This window comes from Leifsonia sp. GW821-FHT13C09, assembly GCF_058806435.1.
This window is the reverse complement of record NZ_JBXAPS010000001.1, coordinates 995,697-1,022,147: the sequence shown is the minus strand read 5'-3', so window position 1 is coordinate 1,022,147 and position 26,451 is coordinate 995,697. Positions and strand designations below refer to the sequence as shown.

Here is a 26,451-nt window from a genome sequence, read left to right as displayed (position 1 = left end):
CGGCTAGGCCGGTTTCTGCAGCCCCAGCGTCCCGTACAGCAGTGGAAGGCCGCCATGCAGGCCACCCATCAGTGCGCCCATGCCGTGGCCTCCGCTCGGGAGGTCGATGAACGTGCTCGCCACTCTTGCGCGCTGCGTCGCCCGCACCTCGAGCTTCGCGATGCTGTGGTACCACGGGTCGTCGCGGCAGGCCGTGAAGATGATCGAGCCGGGGAACGCTCCGGGGAGGAGCCGGCTGAGCGGCTTGGACCGCTCGTAGGCGGCCTTGTCGCCGTGGAAGAACTGGCTGAGCGTTTCCGCCGGGTGCTCTGCGCCGGGATACTCCTCCCCGGAGATGTCGAGGACGTTGGCGAACAGGTCGGGGTGGTCGATGCCGAACGAGAGTCCGCACAGGCCGCCGTTGGAATACCCGGCGACCGACCAGAACCGGTGGTCGTGGGTGATCGGGAGGTGCCGGGCGGCCCAGTCCGTGACGTCCCGCGTGATGTAGGTCGCCGCGTTGCCGCGCTGCGCCGTGTCCAGGCAGAGAGTGTCGGGCATCCCGGGGCCGAGCTGGTCGGCGACGACGACGACGGGCGCGAGGCCGTGATGCTGAGCGGCGAGCCCGTTCAGCACGGACGCGATGGGCTCCGGGTCGGGGTTGCCGGGTTGACCCATCATCATCACGACGAGGGGCAGTGCGGGCGGGTGGGGCACGAGCGCGGCGGGCGGCAGGTAGACGCCGGCCTCCCTGGCGTGGAAGCCGCTGATCGTCCCCGGGATGTGCGCGGTTCCGGTGGTGCCCTTCAGCGGCATCCCGGCCGGCGCCTTCCAGTGCCTCCAGAGCGCGACGTCGTAGCCCGCGCTCCGAACGGTGAGCGGCCTGGCTTTGATCGGGTTCGGGATCGTGATGGCGAGGACGTTGCCGACAGTGCGGTCGAGTCCGTAGTTCAGATTGATGCCGAGGATCGCCGCCAGGACGAACGCCGGGATCGCGACGGCGGCCACCACCGTGCGCCACCGCGGAGTGCGGCCGAGGCTGGCCACGCAGAGCGCGACCCCGCAGAACACCGCGGCCACCCAGAGGTAGTTGCCGGCGCCGAGCGACTCCCCGAACAGGTTGAGCCAGCGGACGCAGACGAGCCAGGCGATGACGGCGCCCAGGAGGCCGACGGCGCAGGCGAGGCCGAACCGGCGGAGCAGAGCGAGAGAGGGACGGCGCGCCAGGAGGACGACCAGCAGTGCGGCGGCGACGGCGAACGCGAGGATCGGTACCGGACCGTCGAGCACGTCGATGGAGAGCAGCGCGTCAAACACGGCGTCTCGTCGGCATTCCCATGGAGCGAACCTATGGCCGAGAATCGAACGGATGGTGAACGAAACCCCGGTGCCGGGGCGTATTCTCCAGGTTCGCCCCCGAACTGGGGGCGGACCGGAACACGAGAGGAGCGGCAATGATCGACGAGGACACCGCGCGGCTGCTTCGCGCCGCCGGCCTGCGCTGGCAGCCGGCGTCGGGGGACACCTTCGCCATCGACCGGCCGGGCATGGCAGGCGAGCGCTTCACCGTGAGCGAGATGACGATCGAGGCGCACCACTTCGACACCGGCACCATCCTCGGCTTCAACGGCACGACCGAGTGGGCGCTCGACTCGCTCGCCGTCGAGGACGCGCTGTGGATCCCGCGCGAGGACCAGCTCAGGGAGCTGCTGGGCGGCTCCTTCCGTCACCTGGCGCGCACACCGGACGGGTACCGGGTCACGCTGGAGCTGGAGGGCGCCGAGCGCTACTTCGAGGAGGAGGACGCGGCGTCCGCCTACGCGCAGGCGCTGCTGTCGCTCATCGTCCGGGCGGCGGCGTAGCCAGGACCGAGCCGTCCAGGTCGGCGACCCGGGCGACGCCGGAGAGCCCGAGCGTGATGTCGAGCTCGGCCAGGAGGTTGCGGAGCAGCTCGCTCACGCCGCGCTCGCCGGCCAGCGCGAGCGCGTAGGCGTACGGCCTCCCCACCGCGACGGCCCTGGCGCCGAGCGCGAGCGCGATCACCGCGTCAGCGCCGCCGCGGATCCCGCTGTCGAACAGCACGGGGAGGCGGCCGCCGACAGCGTCCACGACGCCGGGCAGGGCGTCGAGCGCCGCGATCTCGCCGTCGATCTGCCGGCCGCCGTGGGTGGACACGTAGACGGCGTCCACGCCCGCGTCGAGGGCCCGGCGGGCGTCGTCGGGGTGCAGGACGCCTTTCAGGACGATCGGGAGGCTCGTGTGCTCGCGCAGGAACGCCAGGTCGTCCCAGCCGAGCGACGGGTCGGCGAACACGTCGAGGAACGTCTCGACCGCCGCCAGCGGCTCGCCGGAACGCAGGTTCTCACGCAGGTCCCCGGGGTGGTGGCGCAGGATGCTCGCGAAGGACGCCAGCGCGGCCGGAGTGACGGCGGCGCGCTCGCGGGGACCCGCGGCCGCCATCCGCTCCCGCACCAGCCGGCGGAACACCGGGTCGCTGGTGTACTGGGCGATGCCGAGGCCGCGGCTGAACGGCAGGTAGCCGAGGTCGAGGTCGCGCGGGCGCCAGCCGAGCACGTGGGTGTCGAGAGTGACCACGATCGCCTCGCAGCCGCTCGCCTCCGCCCGGGCGACCAGACTCGCGACCAGGTCGCGCGACGAGCTCCAGTAGAGCTGGAACCAGCGCGCTGCCCCCGGCCGGACGTCCTCCATGGCGGCGGCGACGGCCTCCATCGGAGCTGAGGCCTGAGTGGAGAGCACGGCGGGGATGCCATGCGCGGCTGCGGCGCGCGCGGCGGCAGCGTCGCCGTCGCGGCGGGCCAGCTCGAGCACGCCGATCGGCGCCAGCAGCAGGGGAGCGGGCAGGCGGCGGCCGAACAGCTCGATCGACAGGTCGCGCCGGGAGATGTCCCGCAGCACGCGCGGCACGATCCGGTGCCGGGCGAACGCGTCGGTGTCGGCCCGGTCGGTGCGCTCCAGCCCCGCGGACCCCGCGATGTACGCGAAGGCCGCGCGCGACATCCGCCGGCGCGCCGCGCGCTCCAGCGCGGGGAACGCGACCGGGATCGCCGGCCGTCGCCCGCTCACGCCCGCGCGGTACACGACGCTCTGCGCCGACCGGCCGATGCTGTTCGCCAGCGTCGTCGTCGTCATGCGCCCATTCTGCACATCCACCTGGCAGGACACGCCGCCTCGCGCCGCGCGCAGACGGCGTGTCCTGCCAGGTCGATGCGGTCAGCGCTTTCGCGGGCCGCCCTTTCGAGGGGTGCGGGGGTTGGAGGGTTTGGGGGGTTTGGCGCCTTTGGCGCCTTTGGGGGAGCGCTGGGCTTGCGCGGCTTCGGTCGCGGCCACCTCCGGGTTGCGCGAGCTGTGCGCTGTGCGCCCGCGCACGATGCCGATGAACTCGTCCACCAGCGGATGCTGCCCCTCCCGAGGCCAGGTCAGGCCGACCTGGGAGGTCGGGCCGTCCTCCAGGCGCATCGCCGTCACATCCTTGCGGCGCAGCGCCTTCGCCACGGAGGCGGGCAGCAGGGCGATGCCGTCGCCGGCGGCCACGCTGCGCATGAACGCCTCCGACGGCTCGCCGGTGACCCGGGGCTCGCCGTCGAGATCGGCGAGGTGCAGCTTCTCCTCCAGGGTCAGCAGGTGCTCGTGGTGCATCACGACCACGACATCCTCCGTGTAGAGCGGGATGAGGTGCCGGTCCTCGTCGGCCTCGGCGTCGCGCGCGAACACCATGTCGGCCTCGCCCGCCGCCAGCGCGCCCAGCGGGTCGGCCGACGGCCGCACCACGAGCTCCACGTCGGGCTGCCGTTCGGCGAAGACGCGCGTCCACTTGCCGATCGTGACACCGAGCGGGAAGGCGAGGGCGAAGCGGGAGGCCATGCAGGCCAGGCTACCGGCAGGCCGCCACCCGGCGCGGACGATACCCTGGAAGGCATGAAGCCCCAGACCATGAAGGCGGCCACTGCGGCCAAGAAGCTCGGCATCCTGCTGTCGGCGGCCCCGGAGGAGTTCCGCGACCGTGAGATCAGCCGCACCGAACTCGACGAGCTGAACGCCAACCCGCCCGCCTGGCTGGTCGCCCTCCGCGCCGACGGCCCGCACCCGCGCGACGTCGTGGCGCACAAGCTCGGCGTGAGCAACTCCGGGCTGGCCCGCGCCGGCGTCACCGAGCCGCTCACCACGGCCGAGATCAAGGCCCTCCTCGAGGAGAAGCCGGAGTGGCTGGTCGCCGAGCGCGCGACCCATGCGCAGGTGCACGCCGAGAACGCGCGGGTGAAGCAGCGAAACGCGGAGCGGACGGCGCGGACCGAGCGCGACTGACCTACCGCTGCGCGGGCTTACGGCTGCTCCGGCGTCCCCGCCGACCCGGCCTTCCTGACCGCGTGCGCCAGCACCTCCGGGCCGGTGACGAACGCGCGGCGCCAGGGCGCGACACCGTCGATCTCCACCTGCAGCGAGAAGCTCAGGATGGTGCGGATCAGCACGATGATCCCGAGCACCAGCGCATCGGTGAGCGTCGGGTTCGAGGTCACCGTCTTGACCAGGTCGGCCGCGACCAGCAGTTCGAGACCGAGCAGGATGACGCCGCCGAAGGCCTCCCTCAGGGTGCGGAAGGCGTCCGCGCCGCTGCGTGTGCGCACCCAGACCGCCACCGCGATCGCGAGCGCGACGACGAAGCCGACCGCCAGGGCGACGACGCCCGCGAACTCGAAGGCGACCCCGACCGCCTCGAAGACCGCGTGGGTATCCATGCGCACATGGTGGCACACCGCGCCCGCGGTGGAGAGAGGCGCGCAGCTCAGGCCACGTGGACGGCCGGCCTCCGCTTGACGTCCTTCTCGGCCTCGCGCAGCACCTCACGGGTCACCGGGGCGACCTCGCCGACCCCGGTGATCAGGTAGCGGAACATGTTCGAGATCGGGTTGCCCTCGGTCCACTCGAAGTAGATCGTCGGCACGACGCCGGTGATGTCGCGGATCTCCAGCAGGACCGCCGCGATGGTGTTCGGCACGTTGCCGCTCTTCACCTGCAGCACGCGGTAGCCGTACTTGACGACGCCGTGCACGACCAGGTCCTCCTCGAAGTCGGAGGAGTCGGACTTGATGACCTCGAGGAAGATGGTGCGCGACCGCTGCGGGATGTGGCTGAAGCGGCGCTCGTCCTTGTTCTTCTCCTCGTACTCCTTCGTCGTGTCGACGTCGGGCTCGTGCGAGATGATGCGGATCTCGCCCTCCTCCGCGTCCTCCAGGATGAAGTCGAGCGCCGTCACGTCGAAGGTGACGCTGGTCGCACGCACCTGGAACGACCGCCCGACGCGGGACACGATCGACACGATCAGGATGCCCAGGATGAACAGCGTCGCGATGCGGAGGCCGTCGGGGCGCTCGATGATGTTGTCGATGGTCGTGTAGACGAAGATCGCGGTGATGATCGCGAACACGACGGTGCGTTTCGGCTGCTTCTTGCGCCAGGCCGACAGGCTCACCGCGAGCGAGGCCGACGTGATCAGCACGAGAACGCCGGTTGCGTACGCGCCGCCCTGGGCGTCCACGTTCGCGTCGAAGACCAGCGTGATCAGGAAACCGATCGCGGTGAAGACCAGTACCAGCGGCCGCACCGCGCGGGCCCACTGCGGCGCCATCCCGTAGCGGGGGAGGTAGCGCGGCACCAGGTTCAGCAGGCCGGCCATCGCGGAGGCGCCGGCGAACCACAGGATGAGGATGGTGCTGATGTCGTAGACCGTGCCGAAGCCGTTGCCGAGGTACTCGTGGGCGAGGTAGGCGAGCGCACGGCCGTTGGCGGCTCCACCGGGCTGGAACTCCTTCTGCGGGATGAGCAGCGTGGTCGTGAAGCTGGAGGTGATGAGGAACACGCTCATGATGATCGCGGCTGTGGTGAGCAACTTGTGCGCGCCGCGGATGCGGCCTTCGGGCTGGGCGGGGTCGTCACCGGCCTTGCCTTTGATCTGCGGCATGACCGCGACGCCGGTCTCGAAGCCGGAGAGACCGAGCGCGAGCTTCGGGAACACCAGCAGCGCGACGCCCACCACGAGCAGCGGGTCGCCGTGCGTCACGAACACCGCGGTCCACCAGTCGTCGATGGCGGTCGGGTGCTGGAACACCTGGACGATGGAGGTGGTCACAACGACCACATTGAGCGCCAGGTACACGGCCACGAGCACGACGGCGATGCCGATCGCCTCTTTGAAGCCCTTGAGGAACACTGCCGCGAGCAGCGCGAGCAGGAAGAGGGTGATGAGGACGTTGTTGCCGTGGAACCACGATGGCGCGAACGGGTTCTCGATCGCGTGCGCCGAGGCGTCGGCGGCGGACAGCGTGATGGTGATCATGAAGTCCGTCGCGGCGAATCCGAGCAGCACGAGGACGAAGAGCTTGCCCGCCCACCACGGCAGGAACCGTTCGAGCATGGCGATCGAGCCGGAGCCGCGGAAGCTCTCCCGGGCGACCCGGCGGTAGACCGGGAGCGCGCCGAGCAGCGTCAGCGCCACCAGCACGAGCGTCGCGAACGGCGAGATCAGGCCGGCCGCCAGGGCCGCGATCGCGGGCTGGTAGCCGAGGGTGGAGAAGTAGTCGACACCGGTCAGGCACATGACCTGCCACCACGAGTGGGTGCGCTCGGGGTTCCGGCCGTGCGGGCCCTGCTGAGTGCCGCGCTCGTCGATCATGCCCCGCAGCAGCCAGTGCTTGAAGCGGCCGCCGTGCGCGGGCGCCGGGGCCAGCGGATGCGCCTGGCCCGGGATCGGGATCGGCTGCTTGGGCATCACGCGCCGCGGAGCGTCTCCGGTGAGCTCGGCCGGGATCGAAGCCGCGCCGCCTGAGGACGGATCGTCCGGTGTCGCAGAGCCCGTGCCCTGCGCCTTGTCACCGGACGGGGAAGTGCTCGACATCGGCTGCCCTTCGTTCACCTTCGTGCTCACTGTACGTTCATCGCACGGAGCGCCGGAAGAGACCTTCGGGAAGGACCCGCTACCGGCCTCCCCGCGATGCCTGGAAAAGTATAGTCAGGCGGCCGCGCTCACCACGCCGACGATCGGTAATCCTTCAGGAACACCCCGTACAGATCCTCACCCGCCTCGCCCCGCACCACCGGGTCGTACACTCGCGCCGCACCGTCCACCAGGTCGAGCGGGGCGTGGAAGCCCTCCTCGGCGAGGCGGACCTTCGTGTAGTGGGGGCGCTCGTCGGTGATCCAGCCGGTGTCGACGCTCGTCATCAGGATGTTGTCCGTCTCGAACAGCTCCTGCGAGCTCGTGCGGGTGAGCATGTTGAGCGCGGCTTTCGCCATGTTGGTGTGCGGGTGGCCGGCGCCCTTGTAGCGGCGGCCGAAGACGCCCTCCATCGCCGACACGTTCACCACGTAGGCGCGGCCCGCTGCGGCGAGCGCCGGCCGGAGGCGGTCGATGAGGATGAAGGGTGCGGTCGTGTTGCAGAGCTGCACCTCCAGCAGCTCCAGCGGGTCGATGCCGCCGACCGCGCGGGTCCAGGTGTTCACGCGCTGTACGTCGGGCACCAGGCCGCCGGCGTCGATCGCGGTGCCATCGTGGTGGCGCTCCAGCGAGGACGACCCGGCGGCCATGGCGGCCGAGGCGAGGTCGTTCGCGGTGAGTGCGGCGGCGCCGACCAGCTCGGCGACGGTGCCGTTCACGTTGGCGGACGACAGCAGCGGGTGGGCGGCGACGGAGGCCTCGAGCGCCTGCGGGTGCGGATCGGCGGTGTGGCCGAACGTCTCCAGCTCGGGGAGCGGACCGTCGGGCAGCGGGTGCGACTCGGCCTCCGCCAGCAGCGAGTACGCGCCGGGGGAGCGGCGGACCGTCTGCGCGGCGTTGTTGATGAGCACGTGCAACGGGCCGCGGGCGGCGACGGAGTCGGCGAGGCCGATCACCTGGGCCGGGTCGCGCAGGTCGATGCCGACCACGCGCAGGCGGTGCAGCCACTCGGCGGCGTCGGGCAGCTGGGAGAACCGGCGCACTGCGTCGCGCGGGAAGCGCGTGGTGATGGTGAGGTCGGCGCCGTCGCGCAGCAGGCGCAGCGCGATGTGCATGCCGATCTTGGCGCGGCCTCCGGTGAGCAGCGCGCGCTTGCCGGTCAGGTCGGTGCGGGCGGTGCGCTTGGCGTGGCTGAAGGCGGCGCAGGACGGGCAGAGCTGGTGGTAGAACCAGTCCACCTCGGTGTAGTGCTGCTTGCAGATGTAGCAGGCCTGCGAGTTGATCAGCGTACCGGCGGTCGTGGAGCCGGTGGTGGGGGAGGTCAGGTCGCGGCCGCGCGTCTCGTCATCGATGCGGTCGGGGGCGCCGGTCGCGGTCGCCGCGATGACGGCGCGGTCGGCGGCGAGCTCGGCCTCCCGGAGCTCGCGCCGCCTGGCCTGCTTGACGGCCTTGAACATGTGGGCGGTGGCGCGGCGGACGGCGACGAAGTCGGGGTGCTCCTGGTCGAGCTCGTGGAGCTGCGCGAGGACGCGGAGGGTGGTCGCGAGGTCGTCGGGATCGAGACTCGCGGAGGTTTCGGCTGGCACCGGACGATTGTACTGGGGCGCGGATGACCGCCCGCTGAGGGTGCCTACCCCCGGGGAAGCGGAGCTCAGACCTCCAGCTCGAGCCAGTCCAGCCCGCGGAGGTCGAGGCAGAGCCTGCCCTCGCGCTCGGTCGCCATCGCGATGACGTCGGAGCAGACCCGGCAGCGCAGCACCATCCCGTGGTCGTCGGGCCACAGGTGGGCCTTGGCGATCGCCGACACGTCGCCGCAGTGCGCGCACTTGCCGCGTGCGACGGTCACGTCGACGGCGAAGACCTCCGAGAGGAGCCCCGCCGCGGCATTGCCGTCGAGGTAGTCCATGTCGCTCACGCTGCCCCTCCGATCCCGCCGTAGCGTTCGGTGCGGATGCGGTCGGGGTCATGCCCGGCGTCGACGAGCCAGTCGGAGACCGCCTCGACGAACGGGGTCGACCCGCACAGGTAGAACCGCGGCGAGTCCGCCGCCGGAAGCACGAGCGCGCCGAGCGTCTCCTGCGTGAGGCGCCCCGCCTCGACCGGCCAGCCCTCCGGTGCCTCCCGCGTGAACACGTAGTCGATCCGCAACGGCGCGCTTCCCTCGCCGAGCGCCATCAGCTCGTCGCGGTAGTAGACCGACATCGGCGTGCGGGCCGAGTACAGCAGCCGGAACGGCGCGGCGCTCGCCGCGGCGGCGTGTGCGCGGGCCATCGACATCAGGGGCACGACGCCGGAGCCTCCGGCGATCAACTGCACGGCGCCCTCCTCGCCCGCCCGCCAGACGAACCAGCCGCCGACCGGGCCGCGCACCTCCAGCTGCTCGCCGACCGCGAGGCCGTGCACCAGGTACGGGGAGACTTCGCCGTCGGGGAGCTCCTCCACGGTCAGCTCGAACTCGTCCGGCGCCAGGCCGCCCGCGCCGGAGGCGGACGCGATCGAGTAGGAGCGCACGGCCTGGTAGCCGTCCGGCGCGGTGAGCCGCACATCCACGTGCTGACCCGCGAGGTGCCCGGCGAGCCCCGGCAGGCGCAGCCGGATCGTGCGGGCCGTCGCTGTCTCCTGGTGCGCGGCCACGACGTCCGCCACCCGCCACGCGCTGCTCACCAGTAGCGCTCTTCCTTCCAGGGGTCCCCGTACATGTTGTAGCCGTTCTGCTCCCAGAAGCCGGGCTGGTCCTGCGGCAGCATCTCCAGCCCGCTCACCCACTTGGCGCTCTTCCAGAAGTAGAGGTGCGGCACCAGCAGGCGGGCCGGCCCGCCGTGCTCGGGCGGGAGGTCGGCGCCGTCGAACGTGTGCGCCACCCAGGCCTTGCCGTCGAGGAGGTCCTTCAGCGGGACGTTCGTGGTGTAGCCGCCGTAGGAGTGCGCCATCGTGTACTCGTAGTCGGTGTCGACGTTCTCGAACAGGGTGTCGAGGGCGACGCCGCGCCACGAGGTGCCGAGCTTCGACCAGCTCGTCACGCAGTGGATGTCGGTGCCGACGTCGTCCTGCGGGAGGGCCAGGAACTCGTCCCAGCTCCAGCGGTGCACCACGCCCTTCTCGGTCGTGATCGTGAACGCCCAGTCCTCTTTCGCGATCCTGGGGGTCGGCCCGGCCGACAGCACGGGGAAGCCCTCCGTGACGTACTGCCCCGGTGGGAGGCGGGGGTCCTCGGTTCTGCGCCGGCCGAGGAAGCCGGACGAGATGATTCCCATGCGCGGAGCTTATTCCCGTCGCCGTGCACCGGTCTATGGCCGGTCGGTCTAGGGTGAGGACATGACCGCGGTGAATCTCGGGCTCCCGCGCAGCATGTCGCTGCGGGATGAGGGGAGCGCTGTCGCCCCCGGCGTCGACGGCCGCCCGGACGTTCCAGGGCTCGTGGACCGGTTCGGCCGCGTCGCCCGCGACCTGCGGGTATCGGTGACGGAGAAATGCTCGCTGCGCTGCACCTACTGCATGCCGGCGGAAGGCCTCCCGGCCATCCCGCGCGAGGAGCTGCTGACCCCCGCCGAGATCGCCCGGCTGATCGGGATCGGCGTGCGCGACCTCGGCATCCGCGAGGTGCGCTTCACCGGCGGCGAGCCGCTGATGCGCGCCGACCTCGCCGAGATCATCGGGCTCTCGGCCGCCGCAGCGCCCGGCATCGACCTGAGCATCACGACCAACGGCATCGGCCTCGACCACCGCGTGCGCGAGCTCGTCGCCGCCGGGCTGACCCGTGTCAACATCTCGCTGGACACCGTCGACCGCGAGCACTTCGCCGCGCTCACCCGCCGCGACCGGCTGCCGGCCGTGTTCGCCGGGATCGCCGCCGCGCACGCCGCGGGCCTGACGCCGCTGAAACTGAACGCCGTGATGATGCGCCAGACCCTCGCCGGCGCCCCCGACCTCCTCGCCTGGGCGTTGGAGCACGGCTGCCGGTTGCGCTTCATCGAGCAGATGCCGCTCGACGCCGACCACACCTGGCTGCGCGAGAACATGGTCTCCGCCGAAGAGCTGCTCGCCGTCCTGCGCACCCGGTTCGACCTGGTGGAGGCCGGGCGCCCGGACGACCCGTCGTCTCCCGCCGAGGAGTGGCTGGTCGACGGCGGCCCGGCGACGGTCGGCATCATCGCCTCCGTGACCCGCTCGTTCTGCTCCGCGTGCGACCGCACCCGGATCACCGCGGAGGGCACGGTGCGCTCGTGCCTGTTCGGCGACGACGAGACCGACCTGCGCGCGCTGCTGCGCGGCGGCGCCGACGACGCCGAGCTGGCCCGCTGGTGGCGGGGCGCGATGTGGGGCAAGCAGTCCGGGCACGGGATGGAGGCCGCCGGCTTCGTGCCGCCGGTGCGGAGCATGGGGGCGATCGGTGGCTGAGCGCAGCATCCTGGTGCGGTACTTCGCGGCTGCCGAAGAGGCGGCCGGACGCGAGGAGGAGCGGGTCTCGCTCGACGCCCCGACCGTCGGCGCCCTCCGCGAGCTGCTCGACGCGCGCTACGGCGAGGCCATGCGGCTGGTGCTGCGCAACGGATCGTTCCTGGTCGACGGCGTCGTGTCGCGCGACCCGGAGGCGGCGATCGGCGAGAGAGTGGACGTGCTGCCTCCATTCGCCGGGGGCTGAGTCCGCAGCACGCGCTTCGCTAGACTGCGGCGAAGGGGGACACGATGAGCGTGCACATGCAGGAGTTGGCGGCCGTGCGGCGCCGGCAGGGGAGGTTCGCGGCGCTGGTGGTCGCGGCGGTGCTTACCGGGATCGGGACGTGGCTGACCGTGCCGTTCGGCGTCGCGCTGCTGACCCGCGGCGCGGTATTCGGGCTGGCGTTGCTGGTCGCGGGCGTCGTGCTGCTGGCGGCGTGCGTGATCGCGATCGTGGGCGCGAGCCGGGCACGGGTGGCGCCGGAGAGCCTTCCCGGCAAGGCGAACCCCGCCTTCGACGAGCCGCGCCCGTCCGCGAACCCCGACGGCGGCTACTCCACCGCGGGGATGAAGCTCGGCTCGAACTAGGCCCACGACATTCGTGCCGAATCGCGCGAATCGCGGCGGCATTCGCGCCATTCGTGCTGAATTGCGCCGGTTACATTCGTGCCGAATGCGGCGAATAGGCGCGGGAATCGCGACATTCGTGACGAATCGCGCGCGTCAGGCGGGGGAGATGCGGACCTCGGCGGGTGGCACGGTCAGGGTGACGTGGGCGCCGGGGGCGAGGCGCAGCTCGGCGACCACGGCCGCGGGGACGAGCGCGGTGAGCCGGTCGGTGCGCAACCGCACCAGGTCGTCGCGCGGTTCGAGCGCGGTGACCGTCGCCCGGATGCCGGTCGCGGCCGGCTCAGCGTCGCCCGCCCGCACCGCGACCGTCGAGGGCCGCACGACCGCCGTCACCGGCCGGCCCTCCGCGATTTGCGCTGTCGCCGTGCCGTCGAGGGCGAGACCGTCGTCGGTGAGCAGGCCGGTCGCCGTGCGCCGCCCGGTGAGCAGGCGGAGGCCCGTCAGCTCGGCGGTGAACGGGTGCCGGGGCTGCGTCAGCACGTCGCGCGCCGCGCCCTCCTCGACCACGCGCCCGGCGCCGAGGACCGCGACCCGGTCCGCGAGCAGGTAGGCGTCGAGCGCGTCGTGCGTCACGACGACCGCGGTGCGGCCGGCGAGCACCTCGGCCAGAATCCCGCGCAGCTCGCCCGCCACGCTCACGTCGAGGGAGGCCAGCGGCTCGTCCAGGAGGATCAGGTCGGGCTCCGCCGCCAGCGCGCGGGCGATGGCGACGCGCTGCGCCTGTCCGCCGGAGAGCTCGTCCGGACGGCGTTCCGCCAGCTCCTGGACGCCCGTGCGCTCCAGCCACTCGTCGGCCTTCGCGCGCGCCCCCGACCGGGAGGCTCCGGCCGACCGCGGCGCGAACTCGACGTTGCGGCGCACGGTCAGGTGCGGGAAGAGCAGGGCGTCCTGCGCCAGCAGGGCGATGCCGCGGCGGTGCGGGGGCAGCCAGGACGCTGTGCGATCGGCGCCTGGGAGGTCGAACAGCGTCTCGTCGGCGAGGGTCGCGCGCCCCGCGTCCGGGCGAACCAGCCCGGCCAGCACCCCGAGCACAGTGGACTTGCCCGCGCCGTTGGGGCCGAGCAGCGCCAGGGTCTCGCCCGTGCCGAGCCGCAGGTCCACCGCGACGTCGCGTTCGGCGACCGTGGCGGAGAATTCGAGGCTCACGACGTCGCCTCGCGCACCCGCCGCGGACTCCGGCGCAGCGGCTCACCCGCCCCGTGCGCTACGGCGACCACCGCGATCGCGACCGCGATCAGCACCAGCGACAGCGCGACGGCGGTGTCCGGGTCGGTCTCCCGCTGCAGGTAGATCTCCAGCGGCAGCGTGCGCGTCGTGCCCTGCAGGCTCCCGGCGAAGGTCAGGGTGGCCCCGAACTCGCCGAGCGCCCGCGCGAACGACAGGATCGAGCCCGACACGATCGCGGGCGCCACCAGCGGCAGCGTCACGCGGAACAGCACGCTCGACGGCCGCGCGCCGAGGGTGGCGGCGACCGCCTCGTAGCGTCGGCCGGTGGTGCGCAGCGCCCCCTCCAGGCTGAGGACCAGGAACGGCAGCGCCACGAAGGTCTGCGCGATCACCACCCCCGGCGTCGAGAACGCGATCGGGATCGCCCCGTCCAGCAGCCCGCGCCGGCCGTAGAGGGCGAGCAGGGCGAGACCGCCGACGACGGGAGGCAGCACGAGCGGCAGCAGCACGATCGCCCGCACCAGTCCGCGCCCGCGGAACGGCACCCGGGCCAGCACGATCGCCAGCGGGATGCCGAGCACCAGGCACGCGATCGTCGCCGCGAGCGACGTGCGCAGGCTGAGCAGCAGCGCGTCCACCGACGACGGCGAGGCGATCAGCGCGACGAACTGCGTCCAGTCCACCCGGGTCACCATCGCGACGATCGGGAGCAGCACGAACAGCGCGCCGAGCGCGGCCACAGCGAGAACCCAGCCGGGGATGCCGGTGCCCGTCCCCGTGCCGGCGGGCGCGCGGCGGGTCACGGCTTCCCGAAGCCGGCGGCCTCGAGCACCTTCCTGCCCTCCGGCCCTGTCACGTATGCGATGAAAGCCGCGCCCCCGGTGAAGTTCTGTCCCTGCTTGAGCTTCGCGATCGGGTAGGTGTTGACGACGTCCTCCGCCTCAGGGAACGGCACGGAGTCGACGCTCTTCCCCGCGCCCCTCACGTCTGTGACGTAGACGATGCCGGCGTCGGCCTCCCCGGACGACACCTTGCCGAGCACGTCGGTCACCGAGGACTCCTGGCTCACCGGCTTCAGCGTCACACCCGTCTTCGACTCCACCGCGGCGGTCGCGGCGCCGCAGGGGACCTGCGGAGCGCAGACGACGACTTTCCGGCCCGGCTCGGCGAGGTCGGCCCACCCCGTGACGTGAGCCGGGTTCCCGGGGGGAACGGCGATCGCGAGCACGTTCGTCGCGAAGTCGACCGTGTCGCCGGACACGATCCCCGCCGAGATCGCCTTGCCCATGTTCTTCTGGTCCGCCGAGGCGAACACGTCGGCCGGGGCTCCGGCGCTCAGCTGGGTGACCAGGTCGGACGATCCGCCGAAGCTGAAACGGACGGTGCTGTGCGGGTTGGCCTTCTCGAAGCCCGCGCCGAGCGCGGTGAAGGTCTTGGTGAGGGAGGCCGCGGCGAAGACGGTGACCGTGCCGGTGATGTCGTGCTTCGTCGGGGTCTGCGTCGGTGCGTCCGATCCCGCGTAGGCGGAGCATCCCGCGACGGCGAACGCCACGGTCACGAGCGCGGCCGCGACCATCCCGAACCGCGACCGGTTGCGCAAGGTTCTCCTCATTCGGCCGCCTCGGCGGTCTCCACGATGACGTTGGTGGCCTTGACGACCGCGACGGCGACCGAGCCCGGCTCCAGGCCGAGTTCGCGCACCGCCTCGCTGCTGATCAGCGACACGACGCGGTGCGGGCCGCACTGCAGTTCGACCTGCGCCATGACCGTGTCCATGACGATGTCGGTCACGATTCCCACGAACCGGTTGCGCGCCGACCGGCCGACCCCGGACCGGTCGGCGGGGAGGACGGCGTTCTCTTTGGCGAGCCGGGCGAGCTCCAGGCCGTCCACGACGGTGCGTCCGCCGTCGTCCTTGTCGCTGGAGAGCATTCCTGCGTCGATCCAGCGGCGCACGGTGTCGTCGCTCACCCCCAGGAAGCTCGAGGCGTCCCTTACCCGTATCTGCGGCACGAACAGCACTCTAGACCGGCAGACGCGTCGAAATCGACCCCTCCACCGGGTGCCGGCTCAGAGTCCGACCCACTCCGACGCGCCGTCGCCGAAGTGCTGGCGCTTCCAGATCGGCACCTCGGCCTTGATCCGCTCGACCAGCTCGGCGCACGCGGCGAACGCCTCCGCCCGGTGCGGAGCCGCCACGGCCGCGATGAGCGCGAGGTCGCCGATGGTCAGAGAGCCGACCCGGTGCACGGCGGCCACGCGCAGGCCGGTGCGCGCGGCGACGTCCTCGCAGCAGCGCCGCAGGAAGTCGGCGGCCTCGGGATGCGCCCGGTAGTCGAGCGAGACGACGGAACGGCCGCCGTCGTGGTCGCGCACGATGCCCTGGAACGACACGACCGCGCCGGCCTCGCGGCGCCAGACGAACTCGTCCAGCGTCGACGGGTCGAGCGGACGGTCGGAGATGTCGGCGAAGATGTCGCTCATCGGCGGCTCCCGTCGTGGTCGCGATCGCTGTCGCCGCGGAGCTGGTCGAGGAGGTGCGTCAGGACCTCGTCCAGGACGGCCAGCCCGTCCGCGACGCCGCCCCGGGAGCCGGGGAGGTTCACGACGAGCGTGCGGCCGGCGACGCCCGCCCGGCCGCGGCTCAGCGCGGCGAGCGGAGTGGAGGCCGCGCCGCGGGCCCGCAGCGCGTCGGCGAGGCCGGGCAGCTCCCGGTCGAGGACGGCGGCGGTGGCCTCCGGGGTGCGGTCGTCGGGGGCGACGCCCGTGCCGCCGGTGGTGAGGATGACGGCGGGACGCTCGGCGACGGCGGCCTTCAGGCTGGCGGCGATGTCCGCGTCCGCCACGACGCGCACCTCGGGGTCGAGGTCGTGGCCCTCGAGCCAGGAGGCGATGGCCGGGCCGGTGGTATCGGCCGCTTCGCCCGCCGCGGCGCGGGTGGAGGCGACGATCACGACGGCGGAGGTGGTGGACGCGCGGGTGTACGCGGGGGTGTGCTCGGGCGTCGAGGGCACGGGCTCCGCTTCGCCCTCCCTGCGCCATTCCCCGCGCTTCCCGCCGCTCTTGGCCACGAGCCGGACGTCCGTCAGGCTCGCCGCCGGGTCCACCGCCTTCACCATGTCGTGCAGCGTCAGCCCCGCCACGGCGACCGCGGTCAGCGCCTCCATCTCCACGCCGGTGCGCCCGTGCGTGCGTGCCACCGCTTCGATCGCGATCGACCCGGCCGTCTCGTCGAGCGCGAAGTCCACGCTCAGCGAGTTCAGCGGCAGCGGGTGGCAGAGCGGGATGAGGTCGCTCGTGCGCTTGCCGCCGGCGATCCCGGCGATGCGCGCCGTCGCCAGCACGTCGGCCTTCGGGAGGTCGTCCGCGGCGACCAGGCGCACCACCTCCGGGGTGGTCACCAGCCGTCCGCGGGCCACGGCCTCCCGGTCGGTCTCCGGTTTCGCGCCGACGTCGACCATGCGGGCGCGACCGTCGGCGTCCAGGTGGGTGAGCTCGCTCATAGGGTCCAGACTGTCACGTCCGAGCCGGACTCGACCGCCTCCGCCTCCTCTGGCAGGTCGATGAGCACGTCCGCGGTGGCCATCGCCGCCACGAGGTGGGAGCTCGGCCCGGAGACCGGCGCGACGCCGTCCTCGCGGAGCCGGCCGCGCAGGAACTGCCGTTTGCCCGGCACCGACCGCACCGACTCCGCCAGCCGGACACGCCGGACCGGCAGGGCGGGCAGGCCGGCCGCGTGGCGCAGCGGCCCGCGCAGGAACACCGCGAACGACACCTGCGTGCTGACCGGGTTGCCCGGGAAGCAGAGCACCGGAACGCCGTCGACGACCGCGGTCGCCTGCGGGCCGCCGGGCTGCATCGCCACCGTGGTGACCTCCGCGCCGCGCGGCAGCAGCACCTCCCGCACCACCTCGTACGCCCCTTTCGAGATGCCGCCGGAGGTGACCACCAGGTCGGAGGAGGCGACCGCGGCGTCGAACACGCGTGCGAAGGCCGCCGGGTCGTCGCTGCTGCTCGCCCGCAGCGACACGACGGCGCCGGACTCCTCGACCAGTGCGGCGAGGGCGACGCCGTTGGCGTCGAAGACCTGCCCGAAGCGCACGCCGCGGCCGGGTGTCGCGAGCTCCGATCCCGTGGTCAGGACGGCCACCCGCAGCCGCGCGCGGACGGCCACCGAGCTGACGCCCGCAGCGGCGAGCGCCGCCAGGTGCCGTGCGGCCAGCCTCGTGCCCGCCGTCACCAGAACGTCGCCGCGCTCCAGGTCGCTCCCGCGCTCGCGCACGTACTCGCCGCGCCTGCGGGAGCGCCGGATCTCCACCACCGCGCCGGCCAGGTCGTCGTCCCGGCCCAGGACGAGCTCGGTGTCCTCCACGGGCACGATCGCGTCCGCGCCGCTCGGCACCGGCGCGCCGGTCATGATCCGGATGGCCGTGCCCGGTGTCAGCGTCAGCGGCACCTCATGGCCGGCCGGGACGTCGCCGGTCACTTCGAGTGCGACCGGCACGCGCGCGATGTCGGCCGCACGCACCGCGTAGCCGTCCATCTGCGCGTTCCGGAAGAGCGGGAGGTCGACCTCCGACCGGACGTCGGCGGCGGCGACGCGCCCGGCGGCGTCGGCGAGCCGCACGATCTCGATGTCCGGCTCCGCGGAGAGCGGCTCCAGCAGGCGGCCTACGTGTTCGACGTGCTCCTCGACGCTGCGCGGTGGGGTCATGGCTTCAGTATCCCGCGCGTCCCGAGGCCAGGCGAGGGCTTCAGTAGCGGGGCAAGGAGGGGTCGACCTCGCGGGACCAGCGGTCGAGGCCGCCCTCCAGCACCACGCCGGGCGCGCCGGCGGCCGCGAGCAGCGTCCGCGCGGTCTCGGCCCGCGGGCCGTGGTGGCAGATGATCACCAGCGGGTCGTCGCCCAGCCGCGCGGCGACACCCGGAGCGTCCCGCACCACGACGTCGAGCGGCACCAGCAGCGAGCCGGGCAGCTCGGCGATGTCGGCCTCCCACGGCTCGCGCACGTCGAGCAGGATGTGCGGCTCGCCCGCCGCCAGGCGCGCGGCCAGGTCGGCGGGGGAGACGGCGGTGGCCGCGGCGGCCTCCACCGGCGCGACGCCGCAGAACAGCTCGTAGTCGATCAGCTCCGTCACCGGCTCCGCCGCCGGGTCGGCCGCGTACGGCAGCTCGCGGAACGTCCCGCGCAGCCCGTCGTGCACCAGCACCCTCCCGAGCAGGAGGTCGCCCTCCCCGGTCACGACCTTGGTGGCCTCGCTCACCATCAGCGAGCCGATCACACCGCAGACGCTCGGCAGCACGCCCGCCTCCGCGCAGCTCGGCACGCTGCCCGGTTCCGGCGGCACCGGGAACAGATCGCGGTAGTGCGGCCCGTGCGACGCCCAGCTCAGCCCGACCTGGCCGCCGAACCGGTGCACGGCGCCCCACACGACCGGCAGGCCGGCCAGCAGCGCCGCGTCGTCCACGAGGTACCGGGTCGGGAAGTTGTCGCTGCCGTCCAGCACGAGGTCGAAGCCGGCGAGGATGCCCAGCGCGTTCGCCGAGGTGAGCCGCTCCGGGAACACCCGGACGTCGATGCCGGCGTCGATGGCGCGGATGGCGTCGGCCGCCGACGCGGTCTTCTGCCGGCCCAGGTCCTGCTCTCGGTGGATGGTCTGCCGCGGGAGGTTGCTGAGCTCCACAGTGTCGTCGTCGATGATCCCGATCGTCCCGAACCCGGCGCCCGCCAGCAGCGGCAGCACGGCCGAGCCGAGGCCGCCCGCCCCGACCACGAGCACCCGCGCGGCGCGGAGGCGGCGCTGGGCGACCTCCCCGAAGCCGGGGAGCTGAACGGTGCGGGCGTAGCGGGCGCGCTGTTCCGCCGGCAGCGCGGGGCCGGGCGCGACCAGCGGCGCGGGACGATCGGGGGAGGCCATGGCGCTAGCCAACCACGGTCACGCCGATGGTGTGCAATCCGGTGGCGCCGTCCGGCACGACGTCCTGCACCTTCGAGGTCTGCACGGTCCCGTGCGCGTCGGTGGCGCGCACCTTGATCCTGTGCGCGCCGGGCGTGGCGTCCCACGCGTACTTCCACTGCCGCCAGGTGTCGGCGGAGATCGCGTCGGCGAGCGTGGCCTCCTGCCAGGGGCCGCCGTCGACCTGCACCTGCACGGCGCTCACGCCGTCGTGCTGCGACCAGGCGACGCCCGCGACCGCGACCGTGCCCGCCTTCACCTGATGCCCGTCGGACGGCACGTCGATGCGTGACTCCAGCTTGACCGGGCCGCGCTCCGACCAGCCCCGGTCGGTCCAGTACGAGGTCGCCTTGTCGAAGCGCGTCACGTTCAGCTCGACCACCCACTTCGTCGCCGACACATAGCCGTACAGCCCGGGGACGACCATCCGCACGGGGTAGCCGTGCTCCAGCGGCAGCGGCTGGCCGTTCATCCCGACCGCCAGAATGGCGTTGCGATCGTCGGTCAGGGCCTCGAGCGGCGTCCCGGCGGTCCAGCCGTCCTGGCTGCGGGACAGCACCATGTCGGCGTCGGCGGAGGGCTTCGCGCGGGCCAGCAGGTGGCGGATCGGGTAGCCGAGCCACTTCGCGTTGCTGATCAGGTTGCCGCCGACCTCGTTGGAGACGCAGGTGAGCGTGGTGATCGACTCCTCCAGCGGGAGGGCGAGGAGCTCGGCGAAGGTCAGTTCCACCTCCTTCTCGACCATCCCGGTGATCCTCAGCCGCCAGGCGGACGGATCGATGCCGGGGATCTGCAGGGCGGTGTCGATGCGGTAGAAGTCGGCGTTCGGCGTGATGATCGGCGCCAGGCCGGGGACGTCGAACGATGCCGCCGCCGGGATGGGCGGCGCCGTGACGGCGGGTCTCGGCAGGTGGAAGGCGGCGCGGGCGGCCGAGGCGGCACGGTAGCCGGTGGCGATCGCCTGGCCGACGATCGTCGCCACGATGCCGGCCGCGGCGGTCGCCGCGGTGGCGGTGACGAAGTGCCGCCTGCTCACCTCGCCCTGGGGAGCGATCCGGGTCGGCCGGGTGCCGCGCAGCAGGTCGGCCAGCCAGCCCAGGATCAGGATCGCGACCAGCGCGGCGAGCGCGGACGGCACGACATTCACGATCGAGGAGCCGGCCCGGGTGATCGCGGCGAGCACGCCGAGCGCCCCGCCGACGCCGATCAGGATGCGGCCGAGCGGGGGACGGCGCAGCTCCAGCCAGCCCGCGAGCGCGCCCCCGAAGAGGAGCACGACGGCGAGCGACGAGATGAGGAACGCCTTGTCGCCGGTGCCGAAAACGCCGATCACGGCGTTCTTGAGCCAGGCCGGGGTGAGATCGATGACGAGCGCGCCGACGACCAGGATGGGGCTGCCGTCCTGCACGAAGAACGCGCTCAGCAGCTCGGCGGCGCCGACACCCGCGACGACGCTCGCGGCGCCGACGGCGGCGGAAGGCCAGAAGGGCGCGCGCGCCGGATCGGCCGGCCGCGACGGCCGCTCGGTCCCCGACGGTCCCTCCGGGCGCGCCGGCCCCTCCGGCCCTGACGGCCCCTCCGGCCGCGCCGGCCCGGCAGACACAGGCGATCCCATAGCGGAAGGATAAGCGCGCGATCCGGTGGATATGCCGAGCATCCCGGCCTGTGACAGGCTTGAGCCCTATGGCCTCCCTCCGCGTCGACGACCTCCCCGGCTGGGCCGGCCCCTCCAGCGTGAGCGAGGACGCCGTCTATGAGGCGTTCGTCGCCTGGGCGGAGTCCACCGGCATCACCCTCTACCCGGCGCAGGACGAGTCGCTGATCGAGATCGTCGGCGGCTCGAACCTCATCCTGTCGACGCCCACCGGGACCGGCAAGTCGCTCGTCGCCGTCGGCGCGCACTTCGCGGCGCTGGCCCGCGGCGAGCGGACCTTCTACACCGCGCCGATCAAGGCGCTGGTGTCGGAGAAGTTCTTCGCACTGGTCGACGTCTTCGGCGCCGAGAACGTCGGGATGATGACCGGAGACTCCGCGGTCAACGCCGACGCTCCGATCATCTGCTGCACCGCCGAGATCCTCGCCAACCTCGCGCTCCGGCAGGGAGAGGACACCCCGGTCGGCCAAGTGGTCATGGACGAGTTCCACTTCTACTCCGACCCGGACCGCGGCTGGGCGTGGCAGGTGCCCCTGCTGCTCCTGAACCGCGCACAGTTCGTGCTGATGTCGGCGACCCTCGGCGACGTGACGGCGCTCGCCGCCGACCTGTCCCGCCGGACCGGCCGGGAGACCGCGACGGTGACCGGCGTCGAGCGCCCGGTGCCGCTGCACTACTACTACGAGCTCACGCCCATCCACGACACCGTCGAGGACCTCCTGCACACCGGTCAGGCGCCGATCTACATCGTGCACTTCTCGCAGCTGGCCGCGCTGGAGCGCGCGCAGGCGCTCTCCAGCGCGAAGATCGCCAGCCGCGAGCAGCGCGACGCGATCGCCGAGCTGATCGGCGAGTTCCGGTTCACGACCTCCTTCGGCCGCACGCTCTCCCGGCTGCTGCGGCAGGGTATCGGCGTGCACCACGCCGGGATGCTGCCCAAGTACCGCCGACTGGTAGAGCAGCTCGCCCAGCGCGGGATGCTGCGGGTGATCTGCGGCACCGACACGCTCGGTGTCGGCATCAACGTCCCGATCCGCACCGTGCTGCTGACCGCGCTGACCAAGTTCGACGGCACCCGGATGCGCCAGCTCAACGCGCGCGAGTTCCACCAGATCGCCGGGCGGGCCGGCCGCGCGGGCTACGACACCGCCGGCACCGTCGTCGTGCAGGCGCCCGAGCACGAGAGCGAGAACGCCAAGGCGCTGGAGAAGGCGGGCGACGACCCGAAGAAGCGCCGCAAGATCGTGCGCAAGAAGGCGCCGGAGGGCTTCGTCTCCTGGGGCGAGCCGTCCTTCCGCAAGCTCGTGGAGGCCGAGCCGGAGACGCTGACGTCCTCGATGCAGATCACCAGCGCCATGCTCATCAACGTGATCGGGCGCGGCGGCGACGTCTTCGGTCACGTCCGCGACCTGGTGTTCGACAACCACGAGCCGTGGAAACGGCAGCTCGCGCTCGCCCGCCGCGCGCTCGGCCTCTACCGCTCGCTGCTCACAGCCGGGGTCGTGGAGGTCGTGGACGGCGAGATCCGCCTGACGGTCGACCTCCAACCCAACTTCGCTCTCAACCAGCCGCTGTCGCCATTCGCCCTCGCGGTGTTCGAACTGTTCGACGTCGAGTCGCCGGCCTACGCGCTCGACATCGTCTCGGTGGTGGAGGCCACCCTCGACGACCCGCGTCCTGTGCTGTCGGCCCAGCAGTTCCAGGCGCGCGGCGAGGCCGTGGCAGCCATGAAGGCCGAGGGCGTGGAGTACGACGAGCGGATGGAGGCGCTGGAGACCGTCACGCACCCCAAGCCGCACGACGAGTTGCTGCACGAGGCCTTCGCGACCTACGCCTCCAGTCAGCCCTGGGTGGCCGACTTCGAGCTGAGCCCCAAGTCGGTGGTCCGCGACCTGTACGAGCGCGCGATGACCTTCGGCGAGTTCATCGCCTTCTACAAGCTGGCTCGGTCCGAGGGCGTCGTGCTGCGGTATCTGTCCGACGCCTACCGCGCGCTGAACCAGACCGTGCCGCTGGACCTCCGCACCGAGGAGCTGCGCGACATCGTGGAGTGGCTCGGCGAGCTGGTCCGCCAGGTCGACTCCAGCCTCCTGGACGAGTGGGAAGAGCTGGTGCATCCCGACGCCGCCCGGCACGCGGCCGAGAGCGGTGAGCTCGCCCCGCCTGCGCCGCGGAACGTCACCACCAACCGGCGCGCCTTCTTCGTGCTCGTCCGCAACGAGCTGTTCCGGCGCGTGCAGCTCGCCGCGCTCGACCGGGTCCAGGAGCTCGGCGCCCTCGAGAACGAGGCGGCGGCGCTCGCCGAGGCGCCCGCGCCGTCCTTCACCGAGCTGCAGTGGGACGAGGCGCTGGAGGCGTACTACGCCGAGCACGACGAGATCCTCACCGACGCGTCGGCGCGGGCCGCGAGCATGATCGTCGTGGACGAGGCGCCCGCCGCGACGGAGGGACTGTGGCGGGTGCGGCAGATCCTCGCCGATCCGGCGGGCGACCACGACTGGGGGATCGCCGCCGACGTGCTGCTGGCGGACTCCGCCCGCACCGGCGTGGCGGTCGTCCGGGTGACGGCGGTCGACCGCCTCTGACGGCCGGACGATGGTTTGACGCGTGCTCGACGGCCGTGAAAACATGTCCGAGGTCGCTTAACCGCGCCAGGCATTCCGCATGAACGTCCGGTGAACTCCCGCCGGGCGTCCGTCTCCACACGAGAAAGAAGCCGGTGGATCTCACCCTCATCATCGTGCTGGTCATCGCGCTGGCCCTGTTCTTCGACTTCACCAACGGGTTCCACGACACGGCGAACGCGATGGCGACGCCGATCGCGACCGGCGCGATGCGACCCAAGGTCGCTGTCGCGCTCGCCGCGGTCCTGAACCTCGTCGGAGCGTTCCTGTCGACGGAGGTCGCCAAGACCATCTCGGGCGGCATCATCAACGAGGGCTCTGGCGGCGTCCTGATCTCGCCGCAGCTGATCTTCGCCGGACTGGTCGGGGCCATCGTCTGGAACATGGTGACCTGGTTGTACGGCCTCCCGTCGTCGTCCAGCCACGCCCTCTTCGGCGGGCTGATCGGCGCGGCGATCGTCGGCGCAGGGATCGCGTCCGTGAACTTCCCGACGGTCGTGCAGAAGGTCGTCCTGCCTGCCGTCATCGCGCCCTTCACCGCCGGTGTGGTCGCCTGGGCCGCCACCAAGCTGGCCTACTGGATCACCCGCCGCTACGACGGCCGCCCGGACGGCCGAGGCGGCTTCCGCTACGGCCAGATCTTCTCCTCGTCGCTCGTCGCGCTCTCGCACGGCACCAACGACGCGCAGAAGACCATGGGCGTCATCACACTGCTGCTGATCTCGGCGAACCTGCTGCCCGCAGGGAGCGGGCCGCCGCTCTGGGTCGTGGTGTCGTGCGCCCTCGCCATCGCGATCGGGACGTACTCCGGCGGCTGGCGCATCATCCGCACCCTCGGCCGCGGCCTCACCGAGGTGAAGCCCGCGCAGGGCTTCGCCGCGGAGACGAGCACGGCCGCGACCATCCTGGCCTCCAGCCACCTCGGCTTCGCGCTCTCCACCACGCAAGTCGCCTCCGGCTCGGTGATCGGCTCCGGCCTCGGCCGCCGCGGCTCATCGGTGCGCTGGGGGACCGCCGGCCGGATCGCCATCGGCTGGGTGCTGACCCTGCCCGCGGCGGCGGCTGTGGGCGCCGTGGCCGCGCTGATCGGCCTCCTCGGCCCGATCGGCATCCTGATCGACACGGTCGTGGCCGTCGTGGTGATCGCCTTCATCTTCTGGCGGTCCCGCCGAAACCGCGTCTCCAGCTCCAACGCGGTGACGCCGGTCCCCGTCCAGGGCCAGAGCGACGTCGCTGCCTCCGGCCGCGTGGTGAAGATCAAAAAGGTCAAGCCGCTCAAAAAGGAGCGCTCGGGAAGGAACCCCGCATGAGCGCCGTCCTGCAGTTCATCACGGTCTTCGCCGCGTCCCTGATCGGCGCGTGCGTTGTCGTCGGCTTCTATGCGCTCGGCACACGGCTGCTGGCCGTGGCCGGCCGCGCGCTGTTCGTGGAGCCGGCGGAATTCACGGACGCGATCACGGTGATCACGCCGGAGCAGGCGGCCAAGGCCCAGAAGAAAGCCGAGAAGGCCCGCCGCAAGAGCCCGGTGAGCGAAGGTCGTAAGCGGGCCGCGCTCGCCGGCGCTTATGCGTGCTTCGTGCTGTGCGGGGCAGCGGTGCTGTATGGGCTGTATTTGATCATTCCGTACTTCCACGGGTGAGGGGTGCGTAGGGCCTAGCTGGGTGGTCCCGGCGACGGTGCCGGTGCCGGTGTCTTCAAGTTGCGTAGTGATCGCTCACGTGCCCACGACTGGATGGAGGGGTGGGTGGAGCACTCGGACGAGACACTGATGGACACTTGATCGCTGACGGCGGTGAGTCCGTTGTAGACGCCGTCTGGTCGTGTTGCGCGGATCGCGATGTCCATCTTGCCGGCGGGGGAGGTCCAATCGACTGTTCGTACGACGGTGAATCCTTGGCTTTCCCAGTAAGCGGTGAGTTTGTCCGCGATCGGGTGCGGGTCAGCTTCGAACGCATCGTGTGTAACGATGGCGCGTACCTGGTGAGGGTCTTCGCTCCGACCGTCCCGCACGGTGGCAGGCCGACTTCCTCCGCGGCCGGGTCCCAGGGCTTGTTGTCCAGGATCGCGCCGCGGTACCAGCCTTCGGTGTCGCCGGTGGCGGCGATGGCAGCGTTGGTGAGGTCGGCCCATTGGGTCAGCAACTCGGTGATTGTGTTCTGCGGGGTGCCCGGGGACTGTGGCGCAGGATCGCGGAGAGCGGGAACAGCCATACAGCCTCCGAGCAGCGACGCTGTCAGGGCCGCAGCACCGCACAATTTCACGAAACGACCGGCGAACCCGCTCAATCGGCCCGTCATCCGGTCTGTCTCGACCCATCGGTCGCCTTCGGAGCGGGCCCCGTCGAGAGAGCTCAAAAACCCCGGACATGGCAACGCTGTCCCGCTGTCCACCCGATGGGAGGCGATTCCCGGCGGGGTCGGAGCAGCGTGTGCGGATCATCCCCATAAGAACCCGTCATCCGCGTCTTCCGAGGTGGCGGACGCGGCTGGCGGCGGTGTCGGCGTCTTCAAGTTGCGTAGTGATCGCTCACGTGCCCACGACTGGATGGAGGGGTGAGTGGAGCACTCCGACGAGACGCTGATGGACACTTGTGTGCTGGTGGCGGTGAGTCCGTTGTAGACGCCGTCTGGTCGTGTGGCGCGGATCGAGACATCCATCTTGCCGGAGGGGGAGGTCCAATCGACCGTTCGTAAGACGGTGAACCCTTCGCTTTCCCAGTAAGCGGTGAGTTTGTCCGCGATCGGGTGCGGGTCAGCCCCGAACGCGGCATGCCTAACCACAGCCTCAACCTGATGAGCGGTCTTCTCGCCGACCGTCCCGCAGGGTGGCAGGCCAACTTCCTCCGCGGCCGGGTCCCAGAGCTTGTTGTCCAGGATCGCGCCGCGGTACCAGCCTTTGGTGTCACCGGTGGCGGCGATGGCGGCGTTGGTGAGGTCGGCCCACTGGGTCAGCAACTCGGTGATCGTCTTCTGCGGGGTGCCCGGGGATTGTGGGACGGCGTCATGCAGAGCTGGAACAGACATACAACCTCCTAGGAGAGAAAGCGTCGCGGCT

The 26,451-nt window shown here is 71.9% G+C and carries 27 protein-coding genes; 8 read left to right on the top strand and 19 right to left on the bottom strand.

Annotation, left to right across the window (positions count from 1 at the left end):
* Window positions 1-3: 3 nt before the first annotated feature.
* Window positions 4-1,296 (bottom strand): alpha/beta hydrolase, encoded by a 1,293-nt coding sequence (locus tag AC1ROW_RS04925; protein WP_493017720.1) that lies wholly within the window; start codon window positions 1,294-1,296, stop codon window positions 4-6.
* Between the two features lie 137 nt (window positions 1,297-1,433).
* Here AC1ROW_RS04925 and AC1ROW_RS04920 point away from each other — a divergent pair, with 137 nt between their 5' ends.
* Window positions 1,434-1,841 carry a hypothetical protein gene (locus AC1ROW_RS04920; protein ID WP_493017719.1) on the top strand — a complete coding sequence of 136 codons (408 nt, stop codon included), beginning with the start codon at window positions 1,434-1,436 and terminating at the stop codon, window positions 1,839-1,841.
* On the opposite strand, the gene AC1ROW_RS04915 is transcribed toward AC1ROW_RS04920, so the two are convergent.
* Window positions 1,819-3,129 (bottom strand): alpha-hydroxy-acid oxidizing protein, encoded by a 1,311-nt coding sequence (locus tag AC1ROW_RS04915; protein ID WP_493017718.1) that lies wholly within the window; start codon window positions 3,127-3,129, stop codon window positions 1,819-1,821. The genes AC1ROW_RS04920 and AC1ROW_RS04915 overlap by 23 nt on opposite strands.
* A gap of 81 nt (window positions 3,130-3,210) precedes the next feature.
* Window positions 3,211-3,861, bottom strand: coding sequence for a LysR family substrate-binding domain-containing protein (locus AC1ROW_RS04910; RefSeq protein ID WP_493017717.1), 651 nt, complete (start codon window positions 3,859-3,861; stop codon window positions 3,211-3,213).
* Window positions 3,862-3,915: 54 nt separating this feature from the next.
* Here AC1ROW_RS04910 and AC1ROW_RS04905 point away from each other — a divergent pair, with 54 nt between their 5' ends.
* Complete coding sequence (locus AC1ROW_RS04905; RefSeq protein WP_493017716.1) at window positions 3,916-4,302, top strand: DUF5997 family protein; 387 nt, start codon at window positions 3,916-3,918, stop codon at window positions 4,300-4,302.
* A gap of 17 nt (window positions 4,303-4,319) precedes the next feature.
* Here AC1ROW_RS04905 and AC1ROW_RS04900 read toward each other — a convergent pair whose 3' ends face one another.
* The 6 genes from AC1ROW_RS04900 to AC1ROW_RS04875 form a co-directional block, all read right to left on the bottom strand.
* Complete coding sequence (locus AC1ROW_RS04900) at window positions 4,320-4,733, bottom strand: DUF1622 domain-containing protein (RefSeq protein ID WP_493017715.1); 414 nt, start codon at window positions 4,731-4,733, stop codon at window positions 4,320-4,322.
* Between the two features lie 47 nt (window positions 4,734-4,780).
* The gene (locus AC1ROW_RS04895; protein ID WP_493018364.1) at window positions 4,781-6,763 is read right to left on the bottom strand and encodes an APC family permease; all 1,983 of its coding nucleotides are present in this window, start codon (window positions 6,761-6,763) and stop codon (window positions 4,781-4,783) included.
* Window positions 6,764-7,017: 254 nt separating this feature from the next.
* Window positions 7,018-8,514: an SDR family NAD(P)-dependent oxidoreductase gene (locus tag AC1ROW_RS04890; RefSeq protein WP_493017714.1), complete on the bottom strand. Its 1,497-nt coding sequence runs from the start codon at window positions 8,512-8,514 to the stop codon at window positions 7,018-7,020.
* A 65-nt stretch (window positions 8,515-8,579) separates the two neighbouring features.
* Complete coding sequence (locus tag AC1ROW_RS04885; protein WP_493018363.1) at window positions 8,580-8,834, bottom strand: DUF6510 family protein; 255 nt, start codon at window positions 8,832-8,834, stop codon at window positions 8,580-8,582.
* A gap of 5 nt (window positions 8,835-8,839) precedes the next feature.
* The gene (locus tag AC1ROW_RS04880; protein ID WP_493017713.1) at window positions 8,840-9,592 is read right to left on the bottom strand and encodes a ferredoxin reductase; all 753 of its coding nucleotides are present in this window, start codon (window positions 9,590-9,592) and stop codon (window positions 8,840-8,842) included.
* Window positions 9,589-10,182 (bottom strand): sulfite oxidase-like oxidoreductase, encoded by a 594-nt coding sequence (locus AC1ROW_RS04875; RefSeq protein WP_493017712.1) that lies wholly within the window; start codon window positions 10,180-10,182, stop codon window positions 9,589-9,591. Before AC1ROW_RS04875 ends, AC1ROW_RS04880 begins: the two co-directional genes overlap by 4 nt.
* 61 nt (window positions 10,183-10,243) lie before the next feature.
* Here AC1ROW_RS04875 and moaA point away from each other — a divergent pair, with 61 nt between their 5' ends.
* The 3 genes from moaA to AC1ROW_RS04860 are packed head-to-tail and all read left to right on the top strand — an operon-like array spanning window position 10,244 to window position 11,953.
* A complete protein-coding gene (gene moaA / locus AC1ROW_RS04870) occupies window positions 10,244-11,326 on the top strand; it encodes a GTP 3',8-cyclase MoaA (RefSeq protein ID WP_493017711.1) in 1,083 nt (360 codons plus the stop codon).
* Entirely contained in the window at window positions 11,319-11,570 is a 252-nt protein-coding gene (locus tag AC1ROW_RS04865; protein ID WP_493017710.1) for a MoaD/ThiS family protein, read from the top strand. The genes moaA and AC1ROW_RS04865 overlap by 8 nt, the downstream gene beginning before the upstream one ends.
* A 44-nt stretch (window positions 11,571-11,614) precedes the next feature.
* Window positions 11,615-11,953, top strand: a complete 339-nt coding sequence (locus AC1ROW_RS04860; protein ID WP_493017709.1) for a hypothetical protein — start codon at window positions 11,615-11,617, stop codon at window positions 11,951-11,953.
* 135 nt (window positions 11,954-12,088) lie between these two features.
* Here the strand turns inward: AC1ROW_RS04860 and AC1ROW_RS04855 are convergent, their stop codons facing one another.
* The 9 genes from AC1ROW_RS04855 to AC1ROW_RS04815 are packed head-to-tail and all read right to left on the bottom strand — an operon-like array spanning window position 12,089 to window position 20,734.
* Complete coding sequence (locus AC1ROW_RS04855; protein WP_493017708.1) at window positions 12,089-13,141, bottom strand: sulfate/molybdate ABC transporter ATP-binding protein; 1,053 nt, start codon at window positions 13,139-13,141, stop codon at window positions 12,089-12,091.
* Window positions 13,138-13,965 (bottom strand): ABC transporter permease, encoded by an 828-nt coding sequence (locus tag AC1ROW_RS04850; RefSeq protein WP_493017707.1) that lies wholly within the window; start codon window positions 13,963-13,965, stop codon window positions 13,138-13,140. Before AC1ROW_RS04850 ends, AC1ROW_RS04855 begins: the two co-directional genes overlap by 4 nt.
* Window positions 13,962-14,774, bottom strand: a complete 813-nt coding sequence (modA, locus tag AC1ROW_RS04845; protein WP_493017706.1) for a molybdate ABC transporter substrate-binding protein — start codon at window positions 14,772-14,774, stop codon at window positions 13,962-13,964. Before modA ends, AC1ROW_RS04850 begins: the two co-directional genes overlap by 4 nt.
* Window positions 14,771-15,175, bottom strand: coding sequence for a TOBE domain-containing protein (locus AC1ROW_RS04840; protein WP_493017705.1), 405 nt, complete (start codon window positions 15,173-15,175; stop codon window positions 14,771-14,773). Before AC1ROW_RS04840 ends, modA begins: the two co-directional genes overlap by 4 nt.
* A 57-nt stretch (window positions 15,176-15,232) precedes the next feature.
* Window positions 15,233-15,646: a molybdenum cofactor biosynthesis protein MoaE gene (locus AC1ROW_RS04835; RefSeq protein WP_493017704.1), complete on the bottom strand. Its 414-nt coding sequence runs from the start codon at window positions 15,644-15,646 to the stop codon at window positions 15,233-15,235.
* On the bottom strand, window positions 15,643-16,665 hold the full coding sequence (gene moaCB, locus AC1ROW_RS04830; protein WP_493017703.1) for a bifunctional molybdenum cofactor biosynthesis protein MoaC/MoaB: 1,023 nt from the start codon (window positions 16,663-16,665) through the stop codon (window positions 15,643-15,645). Before moaCB ends, AC1ROW_RS04835 begins: the two co-directional genes overlap by 4 nt.
* Window positions 16,662-17,876 carry a molybdopterin molybdotransferase MoeA gene (locus AC1ROW_RS04825; RefSeq protein ID WP_493017702.1) on the bottom strand — a complete coding sequence of 405 codons (1,215 nt, stop codon included), beginning with the start codon at window positions 17,874-17,876 and terminating at the stop codon, window positions 16,662-16,664. The genes moaCB and AC1ROW_RS04825 overlap by 4 nt, the downstream gene beginning before the upstream one ends.
* 40 nt (window positions 17,877-17,916) lie before the next feature.
* Window positions 17,917-19,080, bottom strand: a complete 1,164-nt coding sequence (locus AC1ROW_RS04820) for a ThiF family adenylyltransferase (RefSeq protein ID WP_493017701.1) — start codon at window positions 19,078-19,080, stop codon at window positions 17,917-17,919.
* A gap of 4 nt (window positions 19,081-19,084) precedes the next feature.
* Window positions 19,085-20,734: a molybdopterin-dependent oxidoreductase gene (locus AC1ROW_RS04815; RefSeq protein ID WP_493017700.1), complete on the bottom strand. Its 1,650-nt coding sequence runs from the start codon at window positions 20,732-20,734 to the stop codon at window positions 19,085-19,087.
* 68 nt (window positions 20,735-20,802) lie between these two features.
* Between AC1ROW_RS04815 and AC1ROW_RS04810 the strand changes: the two genes are divergently transcribed.
* From AC1ROW_RS04810 to AC1ROW_RS04800, 3 genes are all read left to right on the top strand, one after another.
* Window positions 20,803-23,358 (top strand): DEAD/DEAH box helicase, encoded by a 2,556-nt coding sequence (locus AC1ROW_RS04810; protein WP_493017699.1) that lies wholly within the window; start codon window positions 20,803-20,805, stop codon window positions 23,356-23,358.
* Between the two features lie 134 nt (window positions 23,359-23,492).
* The gene (locus AC1ROW_RS04805; RefSeq protein WP_493017698.1) at window positions 23,493-24,707 is read left to right on the top strand and encodes an inorganic phosphate transporter; all 1,215 of its coding nucleotides are present in this window, start codon (window positions 23,493-23,495) and stop codon (window positions 24,705-24,707) included.
* On the top strand, window positions 24,704-25,036 hold the full coding sequence (locus tag AC1ROW_RS04800) for a peptidase (protein WP_493017697.1): 333 nt from the start codon (window positions 24,704-24,706) through the stop codon (window positions 25,034-25,036). Before AC1ROW_RS04805 ends, AC1ROW_RS04800 begins: the two co-directional genes overlap by 4 nt.
* Window positions 25,037-25,832: 796 nt before the next feature.
* Here the strand turns inward: AC1ROW_RS04800 and AC1ROW_RS04795 are convergent.
* Window positions 25,833-26,420, bottom strand: a complete 588-nt coding sequence (locus AC1ROW_RS04795) for a hypothetical protein (protein WP_493017696.1) — start codon at window positions 26,418-26,420, stop codon at window positions 25,833-25,835.
* Window positions 26,421-26,451 lie beyond the last annotated feature (31 nt).

Bases quoted from the DNA above. Each gene is read 5' to 3' on its own strand.
- AC1ROW_RS04920 (WP_493017719.1), top strand. From the start codon at position 1,434: ATGATCGACGAGGACACCGCGCGGCTGCTTCGCGCCGCCGGCCTGCGC.
- AC1ROW_RS04915 (WP_493017718.1), bottom strand. From the start codon at position 3,129: ATGACGACGACGACGCTGGCGAACAGCATCGGCCGGTCGGCGCAGAGC.
- AC1ROW_RS04910 (WP_493017717.1), bottom strand. From the start codon at position 3,861: ATGGCCTCCCGCTTCGCCCTCGCCTTCCCGCTCGGTGTCACGATCGGC.
- AC1ROW_RS04905 (WP_493017716.1), top strand. From the start codon at position 3,916: ATGAAGCCCCAGACCATGAAGGCGGCCACTGCGGCCAAGAAGCTCGGC.
- AC1ROW_RS04900 (WP_493017715.1), bottom strand. From the start codon at position 4,733: ATGGATACCCACGCGGTCTTCGAGGCGGTCGGGGTCGCCTTCGAGTTC.
- AC1ROW_RS04895 (WP_493018364.1), bottom strand. From the start codon at position 6,763: ATGCCCAAGCAGCCGATCCCGATCCCGGGCCAGGCGCATCCGCTGGCC.
- AC1ROW_RS04885 (WP_493018363.1), bottom strand. From the start codon at position 8,834: ATGGACTACCTCGACGGCAATGCCGCGGCGGGGCTCCTCTCGGAGGTC.
- AC1ROW_RS04875 (WP_493017712.1), bottom strand. From the start codon at position 10,182: ATGGGAATCATCTCGTCCGGCTTCCTCGGCCGGCGCAGAACCGAGGAC.
- moaA (WP_493017711.1), top strand. From the start codon at position 10,244: ATGACCGCGGTGAATCTCGGGCTCCCGCGCAGCATGTCGCTGCGGGAT.
- AC1ROW_RS04860 (WP_493017709.1), top strand. From the start codon at position 11,615: ATGAGCGTGCACATGCAGGAGTTGGCGGCCGTGCGGCGCCGGCAGGGG.
- modA (WP_493017706.1), bottom strand. From the start codon at position 14,774: ATGAGGAGAACCTTGCGCAACCGGTCGCGGTTCGGGATGGTCGCGGCC.
- AC1ROW_RS04835 (WP_493017704.1), bottom strand. From the start codon at position 15,646: ATGAGCGACATCTTCGCCGACATCTCCGACCGTCCGCTCGACCCGTCG.
- moaCB (WP_493017703.1), bottom strand. From the start codon at position 16,665: ATGAGCGAGCTCACCCACCTGGACGCCGACGGTCGCGCCCGCATGGTC.
- AC1ROW_RS04825 (WP_493017702.1), bottom strand. From the start codon at position 17,876: ATGACCCCACCGCGCAGCGTCGAGGAGCACGTCGAACACGTAGGCCGC.
- AC1ROW_RS04820 (WP_493017701.1), bottom strand. From the start codon at position 19,080: ATGGCCTCCCCCGATCGTCCCGCGCCGCTGGTCGCGCCCGGCCCCGCG.
- AC1ROW_RS04815 (WP_493017700.1), bottom strand. From the start codon at position 20,734: ATGGGATCGCCTGTGTCTGCCGGGCCGGCGCGGCCGGAGGGGCCGTCA.
- AC1ROW_RS04810 (WP_493017699.1), top strand. From the start codon at position 20,803: ATGGCCTCCCTCCGCGTCGACGACCTCCCCGGCTGGGCCGGCCCCTCC.
- AC1ROW_RS04800 (WP_493017697.1), top strand. From the start codon at position 24,704: ATGAGCGCCGTCCTGCAGTTCATCACGGTCTTCGCCGCGTCCCTGATC.
- AC1ROW_RS04795 (WP_493017696.1), bottom strand. From the start codon at position 26,420: ATGTCTGTTCCAGCTCTGCATGACGCCGTCCCACAATCCCCGGGCACC.